This window comes from Cronobacter condimenti 1330 (assembly GCF_001277255.1).
GTDB lineage: Bacteria > Pseudomonadota > Gammaproteobacteria > Enterobacterales > Enterobacteriaceae > Cronobacter > Cronobacter condimenti.
In genome coordinates this window covers 3184363-3199319 of record NZ_CP012264.1, presented here as the reverse complement: position 1 = coordinate 3199319, position 14957 = coordinate 3184363, and the positions used below count along the sequence as shown (strand labels likewise).

Genomic DNA, 14957 nt, shown 5'->3' with positions numbered 1-14957 from the left:
GCTCACCGTTTTGCGTTTCAGGCAGCCACTTCCGGGCTCGCCTCTTCTTCAATGTTCAGCTTCCAGCCGGTGACGCCTTCCCAGTATTGCTGCTCGCGTTCGAGATCAAGCAATACCAGCGCATTCTGGCTGAACCAGTCGTGTGGGAAACGCAGCGTCCAGTGGTTCTCATCGGTATGTAGCACCAGCGTAGGCGGCGTGGTCGTCGCCTGTCGCTGATTATTCAGTAACACGCCGAGGCGCAACAACTGGATAAGCGGCAGAAACTGTTTTTTCTTATACAGCGTAAAGCGCGGCAGCTCGTCGAGCTTAATCGCCTTGCGGTGATAGCGCACCAGCGTCGCCATCATCATCTGCTGCTCCTGATTAAAGCCGGGCAGATCGCTGTGCTGAAGAATGTAGGACGAATGGCGATGCAGGCCGCTGTGATTAATACCAAGCCCCACCTCGTGCAGCATCGCAGCCCACTTCAGTAATGCCGCCAGCGACGGGTTCGTGAGCTTCGCGTTTTGCTGCTCCCACTGCTGATACATCTGCATGGTGGTATCCAGCACCCGGTGTGCCTGTTCGCGGTCGATATGATACTGGTTTGCCAGGCTTTGCGCGGTACGGATGCGAATATCCTGATGGCGAAAACGGCCTTCCATCTCATACAACACACCTTCGCGCAGCGCGCCGTCTGACAGGCGCAATTCGCGGATAGCCAGCGCGTCAAACACGCCGCAGAGGATAGCGAGCCCCGGCACAAACACCACTTTACGTTCATCCGACAGACCCGGCAGGGTGAGGGCGGAGAAATGGCCAAACTTCAGCACCTCGTCGCGCAACATATCGAGGCGATCCGGCGTGATAAAACCGTCTTTTTCGCCAAGCTCCACCAGAACTTCGTGCGCGGCTTTAATGGTGCCCGACGCGCCCAGCGCGACGGTCCAGCCTTTAAGGCGGTATTGCCAGGCGAGGTTTTCGAGCTTTTGTACCGCAGCCAGGCGTGCGCGACGGAAGTTATCCGGCGTGATTTCCCCGTTCGGGAAAAAATGCTGCCCAAAACTGACGCAGCCCATGCGACGGCTTTCCACCAGTTGCGGCTCGAAATCTTCGCCAATCACCAGCTCCGTTGAGCCACCACCGATATCAATCACCAGCTTGCGCCCACGCTCTGGCTGGGTGTGTTCCACGCCCATAAAGATGAGACGCGCTTCTTCGTTGCCGGAGATAATTTCAATCGGGTAGGGAATGACGTCTTCCGCGCGCTTTAAAAACTCTGACGCGTTCGACGCCTGGCGCAGCGTATGCGTGCCGACAATACAGACGTTGGCCGCGGCGAAGCCCTGCAAACGCTCGGCAAACAGGGAAAGACAAGCGAGGCCGCGCTCCATGGCCTCTTCGCTCAGCATATTATTTTCATCAAGCCCATCGGCGAGATGTACGCGCTGCTTCAGGCGACCAATGATTTGCATGGCGCCATCCACCACACGGGCTATCACCATATGGAAGCTGTTAGAGCCGAGATCGACCGCAGCAAATTCCTCCGGTCGTGGAGCATCAGAAGTTATCGGCATAGATTATTCAGGCTGTTCAAGAGATTTGATGTAATCGTAAATCGCCAATTGTGCGCGAACTTTGCGGCGATTGCCACGCGGCACATAGCGATTGCTCAGTTCTTTATCCACATAACGGGCTTTCACCGTATCACTGAACAGGATATCAATGATATCCAGAATGCGCTGTTTCAGGCGCGGATCCAGCAACGGCGTAGCGACCTCTATGCGGTAGTCAATATTACGCGTCATCCAGTCGGCAGAGGATAAATAAACACGTTTATCGCCGCCATTTTCGAAAATATAGACCCTGTCGTGCTCCAGGTAGCGATCCACGATGCTGATCACCTGAATATTATCGCTGATCCCCTCAAGTTGCGGGATGAGAGAGCACATACCGCGAATGAGCAAGTTGACCTGTACGCCAGAACCCGACGCCGCATAGAGGCGGTCTACCAGTCCTTTATCGACGAGGTTATTGAGCTTGAGCGTGATCCCGGACGGCAGCCCCTGCTGAGCGTTAGCAATTTCCTGGTCGATCATTTCGTACATCAGGCGACGCGAGTTTTGCGGCGACACCAGCAGGTAATCAAAACTCACGGGCCGGTACGGGTTCTCGATGAAGTTAAACACCCGGCGCACTTCGTTCGTGATACGTGCATCAGCGGTCAGCAGCGAGTAGTCGGTATACAGGCGTGCAGTTTTTTCGTTGAAGTTACCGGTGCCGATATGTGCATAGCGCACCACATCGTCGCCTTCTTTGCGTGAGATAAGAAAGAGTTTGGCATGAATTTTCAGGCCAGGCGCCGAGAAGATAACGTGCACGCCCGCTTCGGTCAGGCGTTTTGCCCAGTGAATGTTCGCCTCTTCGTCAAAACGCGCCTGCAATTCAACGACCACCGTGACTTTTTTGCCGTTGTGCGCAGCGTGGATCATCGAATCGATAATGCGCGAGTCTTTCGCCACGCGGTAAATGTTGATTTTAATCGCCAGCACGCTTGGGTCGAACGAGGCCTGGCGCAGCAGCTCCAGCACATGTTCGAACGTGTGATACGGATAGTAGAGCAGTACGTCGCGCTCGCGAATGGCATCAAAGCCGTTGCGGAATTTATCAAACCAGATATGGCGCAGGCGCGGCAGCGGTTTATTGATTAAATTCGCCTTGCCGACATTCGGGAAGCTGATGAAATCTTTGAAGTTATGGTAACGCCCGCCCGGTACGATGGAGTCGTAGCGTGAAATGGACAACTTCTCGCGCAGCATCTGCACCATGGCGTCGGGCATATCGCGCTGATAGACGAAACGCACCGGCTCCGCGGTCAGACGCTGTTTTAGGCTGGAGGACATCAGTTCCAAAAGGCTCGATTCCATCTCGTGCACGAGATCGTATTCTGCGTCGCGCGTCATCTTCATGGAATAGGCATTGAGCGCGTCGTAATCGAAGAAACCTTTAAAGATGTCATCCAGACAGAAACGCAAAATGTTATCCAGCAGGATCATCGGCTTGCGGCGGCGCGGCGTTTCCGGCGGGAGATTCACAAAGCGCGGCACTTTATCAGCCGGGATCTCCAGCAACGCATAGCGGATCGAGTCGCCGCGGATGATCTCAACGGCCAGATAGGTGTAATCGTCTTTCAGGAACTGCACCAGATCGGTATCACGATTGATGAGCGTCGGGGTGACGTGCTGGCGCAGATAATGTTTAAAGTAGTGGCGCAGCCATACCTGTTGATTTTCGGAGAGCTGGCGTTCATTTATAAGGAAGATCTGATTACGCGCCATCTCCAGCAGAAGATCGTTATACAGGCCGTCAAATTCCTGATCCGCCTTCAGCACCCGTGACTGGATCTTGCCCAGCAGGTGGCGCGAATGGGAGTTCAAGCCCTGTTCTTCGCTGATGATAATGCGTCGCTTAAGCTCGGCGAACCGGACCTTATAAAATTCATCAAGATTATTGGAGTAGATGCCCAGAAAGCGCATGCGCTCGATCAGCGGATTGGTTTTATCCGCCGCTTCCTGCAAGACGCGTTCGTTGAACGATAACCAGCTCAGTTCTTTTTCGATATAAAGCTTATCCTGACCCATTACTACTCACACTCCGGTTGATTAACTCGGGACGTGGCAAATCCGTCTCGGGGTTATTATGGCGAGCTTTGTCATGCTCTGTCCAACTGTGCCAGAAAAGTATGACAGTTATCCGCAAGCTTTCGAGAATGGTATGAAAATCCCTGTAAAACCGGGACGTTGCCGTGCGCTTTCTGGCCTCGCTGCTTTTATTAACGGCACGGCGCAGAAAAAAATAAAGGGCCATGCGGCCCTTTAGTCTTCTGAGGCATAACCCTGCGGCGGGAGCGGATGCCCGTCAAGCCAGGCCCGGCCTTCGCGCATAGCAAGGCGTCCGTCAACAAACCAGCTCACCACAAGCGGGTAGATAGCATGTTCCTGAGCCTGAACCCGCGCCGTGACGTCTTCTTCGGTATCGCCCGGAAACACCGGAACGCGGGCCTGTAAAATGACCGGTCCGCCGTCCAGCTCGTCCGTCACGAAATGAACCGACGTGCCGTGCTCTTCATCACCATTGGCGAGCGCCTGGCGATGCGTATGCAGCCCCGGATATTTCGGCAGCAGGGAAGGGTGAATATTCAGAAGCCGCCCTGCATAGTGCGCGACAAACGCAGGGCTCAGGATGCGCATATAACCGGCCAGCACGATAAGATCTGGCGCGTATGCGTCTATCTCTTGGATCAGCTCGCGGTCAAAGGCCTCGCGGCTTGCAAACGCACTTGCGCTTAACGCATGCGCTGGAATATTGGCTTCGCGGGCGCGCTCAAGGCCGAACGCGTCGGCCTTGTTGCTGAACACGGCGCTCATCACGCCGTTAATTTTCTGCTGCGCGCAGGCATCGATGATGGCCTGCAGATTACTGCCGTTGCCGGAAATCAGCACCACGATGCGCTTCATTACGCAATAACCACGCGGTCCTGGGCGTCTGATGCTTTGATAGCGCCGATTTTCCACGCAGTTTCGCCAAGGCTATTTAGCAGCGCAACCGCCTTGTCCGCTTCGGCGGCAGGCAGGGCGATAACCATACCGACGCCGCAGTTAAAGGTGCGGTACATTTCATGACGGCTGACATTGCCAGCCTGCTGCAACCAGTTGAACACCGCTGGCCACTGCCAGGAGGATTCATCAATCACCGCCTGGGTGTTATCCGGCAGCACGCGCGGAATATTCTCCCAGAAGCCGCCGCCGGTCAGGTGGGCAATGGCATGAACCTCGAGCTTCTCAATCAGTTCCAGCACCGGCTTCACATAGATGCGGGTCGGGGCCAGCAGGTGATCGGCGAGCGGTTTGCCGTCAAGCTCGGTGGTCTGCGGATCCGCGCCGCTCACTTCAAGAATTTTACGTACCAGCGAGTAGCCGTTGGAGTGTGGGCCGCTTGAAGCCAGTGCGACCAGCACATCGCCGTCAGCCACTTTCGTGCCGTCGATAATCTCTGATTTTTCCACTACGCCAACGCAGAAACCAGCCACGTCATAATCATCACCGTGATACATGCCCGGCATTTCCGCCGTCTCACCGCCAACCAGCGCGCAGCCGGATTGCAGGCAGCCTTCCGCAATGCCGTGAATCACGCTGGCTGCGGTATCCACATCCAGCTTACCGGTCGCGTAGTAGTCGAGGAAAAAGAGCGGCTCGGCGCCTTGTACCACCAAATCGTTAACGCACATCGCCACCAGGTCGATGCCTATCGTATCGTGACGCTTCAGATCCATCGCCAGACGCAGCTTCGTGCCGACGCCGTCGGTACCGGAGACGAGCACCGGTTCGCGGTATTTCTGCGGCAGCGCGCAGAGTGCGCCGAAGCCGCCCAGGCCGCCCATCACTTCCGGACGACGGGTTTTTTTCACGACGCCTTTAATTCGGTCGACCAGAGCGTTACCAGCATCAATATCAACACCGGCATCTTTATAGCTGAGAGAGGTTTTGTCGGTCACTGCTAAAGTCCCCACGCGGTTGCGGTTGGTGGTAGTAGAGAAATCGCGGCAATTCTAACAGTCCAGGCAAACGTTTGCGAGTGGTTGTTGTGGTGAATAAAATACACTTGCGCGATGACTGACTTCTGTTCAGTTGATCCCGATCAAGCCCATTACGTATGGCGCCGCGCGCAAAAAGCGGTATAATCCGGCGATTTTTTTTGTGGTTGCCATCTTGCTGGGGAGAAAAAGAATGAAGATCGTCGAAGTGAAACACCCGCTGGTTAAACACAAGCTGGGCCTGATGCGCGAGCATGACATCAGCACCAAGCGTTTTCGTGAACTCGCCTCTGAAGTGGGCAGCCTGCTGACCTATGAAGCCACGGCAGATCTGCTGACCGAAAAAGTGACCATCGAAGGCTGGAACGGCCCGGTGGAAATCGAGCAAATCAAGGGCAAGAAAATTACCGTTGTGCCTATCCTGCGTGCGGGTCTTGGCATGATGGAAGGGGTGCTTGAGAACGTGCCAAGCGCGCGTATCAGCGTCGTCGGCATCTACCGCGACGAAGAAACCCTGGAGCCAGTGCCGTATTTCCAGAAGCTGGTTTCCAATATCGACGAGCGCATGGCGCTGGTCGTTGACCCGATGCTGGCGACAGGCGGCTCTATGATCGCCACCATCGACCTGCTGAAAAAAGCGGGCTGCACCAGCATTAAGGTTCTGGTTCTGGTCGCCGCGCCTGAAGGTATCAAAGCGCTGGAGAATGCGCACCCGGATGTCGAGCTATACACCGCCTCCATCGACAAGGGGCTCAATGAGCACGGGTACATCATCCCAGGCCTCGGCGACGCGGGCGACAAAATATTTGGTACGAAATAAACATTAAGCCGACTTTTTAGTCGGCTTTTTTTTGGTTCCACACTCAACATCACACAACAACACTCTTGAGGAAAACGCTATGACGCGCCGTGCTATCGGGGTAAGTGAACGACCGCCGCTCTTACAGACTATCCCGCTTAGTTTGCAGCACCTGTTCGCCATGTTTGGCGCAACCGTGCTGGTGCCCATCCTGTTTCATATTAATCCGGCCACCGTATTGCTGTTTAACGGCATCGGGACGCTGCTTTATCTCTTTATCTGTAAAGGCAAAATCCCGGCGTATCTGGGATCAAGCTTCGCTTTTATTTCGCCGGTATTGCTGCTTTTGCCGCTCGGCTATGAGATGGCGCTTGGCGGCTTTATCGTCTGTGGCGTGCTGTTCTGCGTTGTCGCGCTGATTGTGAAAAAAGCAGGCACCGGCTGGCTGGACGTGATGTTTCCCCCTGCTGCGATGGGCGCTATCGTTGCGGTTATCGGCCTTGAACTCGCGGGCGTTGCCGCCAATATGGCAGGTCTTTTGCCTCCTGAAGGTCAGACGGCGGATTCCACCACCATTACCATCTCACTGGTGACGCTCGGCGTGACCGTGTTTGGCTCCGTGCTGTTCCGCGGTTTTCTGGCGATTATCCCGATCCTTATCGGTGTGCTGGCAGGGTACGCCCTGTCGTTTGCGATGGGCGTGGTAGACACCACGGCGATTGCCAATGCCCACTGGTTCGCGCTGCCGACGTTTTACACGCCGCGCTTTGAGTGGTTCGCTATCTTTACCATTTTGCCTGCCGCGCTGGTGGTGATTGCCGAGCATGTCGGCCACCTGGTCGTGACCGCTAATATCGTGAAAAAAGATCTGATCCGCGATCCGGGCCTGCATCGTTCCATGTTCGCTAACGGGTTCTCGACGATTATCTCCGGCTTTTTCGGATCAACCCCCAACACCACCTACGGTGAAAACATCGGCGTGATGGCAATTACCCGCGTTTACAGCACCTGGGTTATTGGCGGGGCGGCGATTATTGCGATCCTGCTCTCCTGCGTGGGCAAACTGGCGGCGGCAATCCAGATCATCCCGGTCCCGGTGATGGGCGGCGTTTCGCTGCTGCTTTACGGCGTGATTGGCGCTTCAGGTATCCGCGTACTGATTGAATCGAAAGTGGATTACAGCAAGGCGCAAAACCTGATCCTCACCTCCGTTATTTTGATAATTGGCGTCAGCGGTGCGAAAGTTCATGTCGGCGCGGCGGAGTTGAAAGGCATGGCGCTCGCGACGATCGTCGGCGTAGCGTTAAGCCTTATTTTTAAACTTATCAGCGTGTTGTGCCCGGAAGAAAAGGTACTGGACGCTGACGAGCAAGAAAAACCGTCCCATTGATCCTGACACCGGGCGGCGCTGTCCGCCCGGTTCAACAGCGAAGCGATTGTGTGATAGACTCAATGCGTTTTTTCGCAAGTCCTTGAAGAGGTCCTTCTGAACACACCGGCACAGCTCTCCTTGCCGCTCTGGCTGCCCGATGACGAAACGTTTGCCAGCTTTTGGCCGGGCGACAACCCCTCTTTATTAGCCGCACTCCAGACCATGCTGCGCCATGACCGCAGTGGCTATATTTATTTCTGGTCCCGGGAAGGGGGCGGGCGCAGTCATCTGCTGCATGCCGCCTGCGCTGAGCTTTCCCAACGCGGAGACGCGGTCGGCTATGTGCCGCTGGATAAGCGCACCTGGTTTGTACCGGAAGTACTGGAAGGAATGGAGCAACTCTCGCTGGTTTGTATCGATAATATCGAATGCATTGCGGGGGACGAACTCTGGGAAATGGCGATTTTCAATCTCTACAACCGGATTCTGGAGTCGGGCAATACCCGGCTGCTGATAACCGGCGACAGGCCGCCGCGTCAGCTGAATCTGAAGCTGCCCGATCTCGCTTCGCGTCTCGACTGGGGACAGATCTACCGTCTTCAACCGCTTTCCGATGATGACAAACTGCAGGCGTTACAACTGCGCGCGCGGATGCGCGGGTTTGAGCTTCCGGAAGATGTCGGTCGCTTTCTGTTAAAGCGGCTCGATCGTGAAATGCGCACGCTGTTCCTGACGCTCGATCAGCTCGATCGCGCCTCGATCAGCGCCCAGCGTAAGCTGACGATCCCGTTTGTGAAAGATACGCTCGGCCTTTGAATTGACGTTAAGCGTTGCAAAATAAAACGCCGCGGAGAAATCTGCGGCGTTTTGCGTATCAGAGGATTTCCAGCACCTGTTCCGGCGGGCGGCCCAGGCGGGCTTTATTCGCGCTTACCACAATCGGGCGCTCGATAAGCTTCGGGTTGTCGACCATCGCCTGAATCAGCGCCTCTTCGCTTAACGTCGCATCAGCAAGGTTGAGCGTTTTATAAAGCTCTTCTTTAGTGCGCATCAGCTCGCGCGGGTGGCTAAACCCCAGTTGCTGCAACAGCGTTTTGAGGTGAGCCGCGTCCGGCAGCGTTTCCAGATATAACACCACGTTTGGTTCAATACCGCGCTCGGTCAGCAGGTTAAGGGTTTCACGACTCTTTGAGCAGCGCGGGTTATGGTAAATCGTCACGTCCCGGGACATGGGTTCTCCTGTTACATTTTTTCGTAAGGGCGGAAACGTTGCTGTAGCTGGCGGATCTGGTCAATGCGGGCGTCATAGCGCGCCTGTTGCAGACTGCCGAGCTTCACCTGGGAGCTTGCGCTACTCAGCAGCGTAATGGCCTGATCCAGTTTACCCAGCAGCGCCATGACTTCCGCGCGGGCTGCGAGCTCCTGGTCGCGGTTGCCAAGTGCGGCCTGCGCCTGCGCCAGCAAATCCCAGCCGTTGGTGTCGTCAGGCCAGGTGAAGGTGTAACGGTTAAGGGTGGTCGCCGCCTGCGCTGGCTGGCCACCCTCCAGATACGCGTTAGCGAGGTTAAGCTGCAAGACCGGATTGGTTTTCAGATCCGGCGCGCTTTTCAGACGGTCAATCGCTTCCTGGGCTTTGTGCTCGCCGAGCGAAATATCGGTGGCGAGGTCAAGATACCAGGCGTTGCCGGGCTGGGCACGCAGGAGCGGCTCCAGCTGCTGGCGCGCCTCGGCGAAGCGTTTATCCTGCATCGCCTGCAGCGCGCGGCCATACTGCGCAGCGTGCTGCTCGCGCTGGTTACCTTTAGCGAGGGTATCGAGCAGGTCGCTGGTGAGCTGGTTGCGTCCCGAGTTGTACATGCCAAGCGCGCGCACTTTGGCCATGTAAAACGCTTCAGAAGATTGCGACACCACCGGGCGCATCTGGTTGGCGCGGTTGCGGGCATCGGCAAGACGGCTTTCCGGCAGCGGGTGAGTGAGCAATATTTCCGGCGGACGCGTGGAGTAACGCGCCTGGTCGAGCAGTTTTTCAAGGAACGTCGGCATTGCCTGCGGATCAAAGCCGGAGCGTTGCAGCACCTGAATGCCAATGCGGTCGGCCTCCTGCTCGTTTTGCTGCGTAAAGCTAATGACACCCTGCTGCGTACCAGCGAGCGTGCCGGTCAGCGCCGCCATGCCCGCCTGCGGGCTTGCCATCGCAAGCAGGATCGAGCCGAGCGCGCCGACCCAGGTCAGCGGGGCGCTGCGCTTTTGATCTTCCATCGCACGCGCCAGATGGCGCTGAGTTACGTGAGAAATTTCGTGCGCCATCACCGAGGCGAGCTGGCTTTCGTTATCAGCGTAGCGAAAGAGCGCCGAATGCAGCACCACATTGCCGCCGAAAAAGGCGAAGGCGTTAATCTCGTCGTTATTAATAAGATAGAAATGGAAAGGGGTTTTTACCGAATCGGCGTGGGAGACCAGGCGCATCCCCAGCCCGTTGATATATTGCACCAGCAGCGGATCGTTGATGAGCGGGGCGCTGCCACGCAGTTGGCGAACGTAGTAATCGCCCATTTGCAGCTCCTGACCAATAGAGAGCGTGCTGCCCGCCGATGTCCCCATATCGGGCAAGCCGTCGGCCGGGTCCGCTGCAAAGGCGGGCGCAAGCTGGCCTGCCAGCATGGCACCGATAAGCGTCGCAATCAGAGTTGTTTTCAACTGCCTGAACATAGCCTCTTTCCCGTCTGTGTAGAGTCTTTTTTGACCCGCCCGGCATCGCTTTGTTCATTATGTGCGCCCGGATCGGAAGTCCATTTTACCAATGCGTCGGGAAATCATATTCATCCGTTCGCTGGTTGTCTTGCCGGGGGCATAAAAATCACGGTCTTTTTTGTGACATTTCGATACAATTCGCCCTCGCGCTTCCGTCGTCACCCGTCAGGAAAGGTCTTTTATGCTTGAAATGTTTTCGCAGTGGTATCGCCGTCGCTTTAGCGACCCCGAGGCGATTGCCCTCCTGGCGATTCTGGTCGCCGGGTTTTGCATCCTCTTCTTCCTGCACGGTTTGCTGGCACCGCTGCTCGTGGCCATTGTGCTGGCCTATTTGCTGGAGTGGCCGACGTCACGCCTCCAGCGCATCGGTTGTTCCCGCGGTCTTGCCGCCACGCTGGTACTGGTACTGTTTATCGGCATTGTGCTGGTAATGGCCTTCGTGGTCATCCCGGTGGCCTGGCAACAGGGTATCTATCTTATTCGCGATATGCCTGGCATGTTTAATAAGCTGGCTGATTTTGCGGCCACGTTGCCAAGACGTTACCCTGCGCTGACCGATGCGGGCATCATTGACGCGATGGCGGAAAACCTGCGTGCACGCATGTCCGTTCTGGGTGATTCCGTTGTGAAATATTCGCTCGCCTCGCTGGTAGGGTTATTGACGATCGCCATCTATCTGATTCTGGTGCCGCTGATGGTGTTCTTCCTGGTGAAAGATAAAGAACAACTGCTCAGCGCCGTACGCCGCGTATTGCCACGCAACCGCGGCCTGGCAGGGCAGGTGTGGGTGGAGATGAACCAGCAGATCACCAATTATATTCGCGGCAAAGTGCTGGAAATGATCGTTGTCGGCGTCGCCACCTGGATTGGCTTTGTTATTTTCGGGCTGAATTATTCATTACTGCTGGCAGTGCTGGTGGGCGTGTCGGTGTTGATTCCCTATATCGGCGCGTTTGTAGTGACGATACCGGTCGTCTGCGTGGCGCTGTTCCAGTTTGGCATGGGCACGGAGTTCTGGAGCTGTTTCATTGTTTACCTGGTGATTCAGGCGCTGGACGGCAATGTGCTGGTGCCGGTGCTATTTTCCGAGGCGGTCAATTTGCATCCGCTGGTGATTATTCTCTCGGTGGTGATTTTCGGTGGGCTGTGGGGGTTTTGGGGCGTTTTCTTTGCTATTCCGCTGGCGACGCTGATTAAAGCCGTGGTGCACGCCTGGCCGGATGTGCCTGCTGTCGACGCGTAATTTGACGAGTAATAATGCCGGGTGGCGCTACGCTTAACCCGGCTGTTTTTGCGCGACGAGTCAGGCGTTTTCTTTCAGCCAGTCCAGCACAACATCGTGATGGTTGCTGGTTTTGAAGTCGTTGAACACATGTTCGACTTTCCCGTCGGCATCGATCAAAAAGCTGATGCGGTGAATGCCATCGTAGGTTTTCCCCATAAAGGTTTTTTCACCCCAGACGCCAAACTGATCGCTCACCTGATGATCTTCATCCGAGAGCAGCGTGAAATTAAGCAGCTCTTTTTCAGCGAAACGCGAGAGCTTTTCGGGTTTATCGGTGCTGATGCCCAGCACTTCAACGCCCGCTTTTTTCAGGTCATCCATATTATCGCGCAGCCCGCACGCCTGCACAGTGCAGCCCGGCGTCATGGCTTTGGGATAGAAATAAACCAGAACACGCTGTCCCTGGAAGTCGGTCAAATTTACTTGTTCACCGTCCTGATCGGGCAAGCTAAATTTCGGTGCGATATCACCGGCTTTCAGTGGATTCATCACTACACTCCATCCTGTTCATCTTGCTGTGGGTAATTGACCACGCTAATAGTGCCTTGTGCGCCCAGGTCTGTACAGAGTTGACGGAAGGGCTGTTCAATGATCGTCGCGTCCTGTGAAGCCGGACTGTGCGCCGTTATTTGAATATAGAGCTGTGCGGACTTATTTTCCTGGGCAGGCTGCGTGCGGGAGATAAGTTCGGCGATATTCATGTCGTGAGAATGGAACAATTCGGTGAAGCGCTCAATGAGATGCGGCGAGTCTTCTACTTCCACCTGCACCCAGACGGACGACGGCATCGCCGGGCGCGGGCGTGCGGTGGTGCGCTTCATTACAATCAGCAGATCCAACTCCGCGCCTTTAAGCGGCAGCGTCGATTCAATCAAGGTAATGGCGTTCCAGGTGCCGGACAACAGCATGATGAACGTGAACTCCTCCCCCAGCATTGCCAGGCGGCTATCTTCGATATTGCAGCCGCAACTGCTGACATGGCGGGTGATAGTGTTAACGATACCCGAGCGGTCGGCTCCCAGCGCGGTAATAACCAGATAATGGGGGGATGAGGATGTCAAACCTGTGCTTCCTGTTGAAACGGTGAATTAATCCTTAGGAAACCATAAAAAAATCCGCCATACAACCGCATAGCGCCCCCTGGCCGCTTGCTTTTATTACGGCACCAAACGTACCATTGAGGCTCTAGTTTGCACAGAGGATGGCCAATGTTCACGGGAAGTATTGTCGCGCTTATTACGCCGATGGATGAAAAAGGTAATGTCTGCCGGTCGAGCCTGAAAAAACTGATTGATTACCATGTCGCTAACGGAACGTCGGCGATTGTATCGGTAGGGACTACCGGGGAATCCGCCACGCTAAGCCATGAAGAGCACGCCGATGTGGTGATGATGACGCTGGAACTGGCCGATGGGCGTATTCCGGTTATCGCAGGCACGGGCGCGAATGCAACTTCCGAGGCCATCAGCCTCACGCAGCGTTTTAATGGCAGCGGCATTGCTGGCTGTCTGACCGTCACGCCGTATTACAATCGTCCGACGCAGGAAGGGTTGTTCCAGCATTTTAAAGCTATCGCAGAGCATACCGACCTGCCGCAAATCCTCTATAATGTGCCGTCCCGTACCGGCTGCGATCTGCTGCCGGAAACCGTTGGGCGTCTTGCGAACATTAAAAATATTGTCGGTATCAAAGAAGCGACCGGGAACTTAAGCCGCGTTCATCTGATCAAAGAGCTGGTTGCTGATGATTTCGCGCTGCTAAGCGGTGATGACGCCACGGCGATGGACTTCATGCAGCTTGGCGGTCACGGGGTTATTTCGGTTACTACCAACGTCGCGGCGCGCGACATGGCCGATATGTGCCGGCTCGCCGCAGAAGGTAAGTTTGACGATGCGCGCATCATCAACCGTCGCCTGATGCCGTTGCACCATAAATTATTTGTCGAACCCAATCCGATCCCGGTGAAATGGGCCTGTAAGGAGTTGGGACTTGTGGCGACCGATACGCTGCGCCTGCCAATGACGCCAATCACCGATGCCGGTCGTGACGCTGTTGGCTCTGCGCTTAAGCATGCCGGCCTGCTGTAAAGTTTAGGGAGATTTGATGGCTTACTCAGTACAGAAGTCGCGTGTGGCGAAAGTAGCAACCGTATCACTGGTGATGCTGCTCGCCGCCTGTAGTTCCGATTCGCGCTACAAGCGTCAGGTGAGCGGCGACGAGTCCTATCTGGACGCGGCTCCGCTGGCAGAACTGCATGCCCCGGCCGGAATGATCCTGCCGGTGCAGAATGGCGACTATAACATCCCTGTCACCAACGGCAGCGGTCCGGTTGGCAAGCAGCTCGATATTCGCCCGCCAACACAGCCGCTGGCGCTGGTGAGCGGCGCGCGCACCCAGTTTACCGGTGATACGGCCACGCTGCTGCTGGAAAGCGGTCGCAGTGGTTCGCTCTGGCCGCAGGTCGTTAGCGTCGTGCAGTCGCTGAACTACACCATTGAGAAACGCGACGACGCCTCCCAGACGCTCAATACTGACTGGGTGCAGTGGAACCGTGCCGATGAAGACCAGCAATATCGTGGTCGTTATCAGGTCAGCGTGAAGCCGCAAGGTTATCAGCAGGCGCTGGTCGTGAAGCTGATTAATCTGGAGCAGGACGGCAAGCCGGTGGCGGATACCGCCTCGCTTCAGCGCTACAGCGCTGAAATGCTCAACGCGATTGCCTCTGGACTTGATAAAAACGAAACCGCGCGTCAAAACGCCGCCGATAACCGTTCTACGTCGCAAATCGACGTGACCAGCGGTGCCGATGACGTGGGTCTGCCGGTGCTGGTGGTACGCGCGCCGTTTAACGCCGTGTGGAGCCGCCTGCCGGATACGCTGGCGAAAGTGGGCATGAAAGTGACGGACTCCACGCGCTCGACGGGTAGCCTCGCCGTGACTTACAAAGCGCTGTCTGACAGCGACTGGCAGGCACTGGGCGCACGCGATCCGGGCCTCTCCAACGGCGATTACAAACTTCAGGTCGGCGATCTCGATAACCGCACCAGCCTGCAGTTCATCGACCCGAAAGGCCATACGCTGACCCAGTCGCAGAACGATGCGCTGGTTGCCGCCTTCCAGGCCGCGTTCAGCAAGTAATACCCAGGGCCGGAGCACTCCGGCCCTTTTTTCTGTT

14 protein-coding genes are annotated in these 14957 nt (G+C 56.0%); 6 read left to right on the top strand and 8 right to left on the bottom strand.

The window, feature by feature from the left end; all coding sequences use genetic code 11:
- Window positions 1-17 precede the first annotated feature (17 nt).
- The 4 genes from ppx to purM form a co-directional block, all read right to left on the bottom strand.
- Window positions 18-1559: an exopolyphosphatase gene (gene ppx, locus AFK62_RS14640; RefSeq protein WP_053532005.1), complete on the bottom strand. Its 1542-nt coding sequence runs from the start codon at window positions 1557-1559 to the stop codon at window positions 18-20.
- Window positions 1560-1562: 3 nt separating this feature from the next.
- Window positions 1563-3623: a polyphosphate kinase 1 gene (gene ppk1 / locus AFK62_RS14635; RefSeq protein ID WP_007672281.1), complete on the bottom strand. Its 2061-nt coding sequence runs from the start codon at window positions 3621-3623 to the stop codon at window positions 1563-1565.
- A gap of 234 nt (window positions 3624-3857) precedes the next feature.
- Complete coding sequence (purN, locus tag AFK62_RS14625; protein WP_007672279.1) at window positions 3858-4499, bottom strand: phosphoribosylglycinamide formyltransferase; 642 nt, start codon at window positions 4497-4499, stop codon at window positions 3858-3860.
- Window positions 4499-5536, bottom strand: coding sequence for a phosphoribosylformylglycinamidine cyclo-ligase (gene purM, locus AFK62_RS14620; protein ID WP_007672278.1), 1038 nt, complete (start codon window positions 5534-5536; stop codon window positions 4499-4501). Before purM ends, purN begins: the two co-directional genes overlap by 1 nt.
- Window positions 5537-5768: 232 nt before the next feature.
- On the opposite strand from purM, the gene upp reads away from it, so the two are divergent.
- From upp to AFK62_RS14605, 3 genes are all read left to right on the top strand, one after another.
- Complete coding sequence (gene upp / locus AFK62_RS14615; RefSeq protein ID WP_007672275.1) at window positions 5769-6395, top strand: uracil phosphoribosyltransferase; 627 nt, start codon at window positions 5769-5771, stop codon at window positions 6393-6395.
- A gap of 79 nt (window positions 6396-6474) precedes the next feature.
- Entirely contained in the window at window positions 6475-7764 is a 1290-nt protein-coding gene (gene uraA, locus AFK62_RS14610) for a uracil permease (protein WP_007672273.1), read from the top strand.
- A gap of 96 nt (window positions 7765-7860) precedes the next feature.
- The gene (locus AFK62_RS14605; protein ID WP_015742072.1) at window positions 7861-8562 is read left to right on the top strand and encodes a DnaA inactivator Hda; all 702 of its coding nucleotides are present in this window, start codon (window positions 7861-7863) and stop codon (window positions 8560-8562) included.
- A gap of 58 nt (window positions 8563-8620) precedes the next feature.
- Here AFK62_RS14605 and arsC read toward each other — a convergent pair whose 3' ends face one another.
- Together arsC and bepA are read right to left on the bottom strand one after the other, a co-directional pair.
- On the bottom strand, window positions 8621-8977 hold the full coding sequence (gene arsC, locus AFK62_RS14600) for an arsenate reductase (glutaredoxin) (RefSeq protein ID WP_032984395.1): 357 nt from the start codon (window positions 8975-8977) through the stop codon (window positions 8621-8623).
- Between the two features lie 11 nt (window positions 8978-8988).
- Window positions 8989-10455, bottom strand: a complete 1467-nt coding sequence (bepA, locus tag AFK62_RS14595) for a beta-barrel assembly-enhancing protease (protein WP_007672264.1) — start codon at window positions 10453-10455, stop codon at window positions 8989-8991.
- A 223-nt stretch (window positions 10456-10678) separates the two neighbouring features.
- Between bepA and AFK62_RS14590 the strand changes: the two genes are divergently transcribed.
- Window positions 10679-11740: an AI-2E family transporter gene (locus AFK62_RS14590; protein WP_007672258.1), complete on the top strand. Its 1062-nt coding sequence runs from the start codon at window positions 10679-10681 to the stop codon at window positions 11738-11740.
- Window positions 11741-11800: 60 nt separating this feature from the next.
- On the opposite strand, the gene bcp is transcribed toward AFK62_RS14590, so the two are convergent.
- Together bcp and AFK62_RS14580 are read right to left on the bottom strand one after the other, a co-directional pair.
- The gene (gene bcp / locus AFK62_RS14585; RefSeq protein ID WP_007672255.1) at window positions 11801-12271 is read right to left on the bottom strand and encodes a thioredoxin-dependent thiol peroxidase; all 471 of its coding nucleotides are present in this window, start codon (window positions 12269-12271) and stop codon (window positions 11801-11803) included.
- Between the two features lie 2 nt (window positions 12272-12273).
- Window positions 12274-12843 carry a glycine cleavage system transcriptional repressor gene (locus tag AFK62_RS14580; protein WP_007672251.1) on the bottom strand — a complete coding sequence of 190 codons (570 nt, stop codon included), beginning with the start codon at window positions 12841-12843 and terminating at the stop codon, window positions 12274-12276.
- A gap of 147 nt (window positions 12844-12990) precedes the next feature.
- Here AFK62_RS14580 and dapA point away from each other — a divergent pair, with 147 nt between their 5' ends.
- Window positions 12991-13869: a 4-hydroxy-tetrahydrodipicolinate synthase gene (dapA, locus tag AFK62_RS14575; RefSeq protein WP_007672250.1), complete on the top strand. Its 879-nt coding sequence runs from the start codon at window positions 12991-12993 to the stop codon at window positions 13867-13869.
- 16 nt (window positions 13870-13885) lie between these two features.
- Window positions 13886-14920, top strand: a complete 1035-nt coding sequence (bamC, locus tag AFK62_RS14570) for an outer membrane protein assembly factor BamC (RefSeq protein WP_007672249.1) — start codon at window positions 13886-13888, stop codon at window positions 14918-14920.
- Window positions 14921-14957 lie beyond the last annotated feature (37 nt).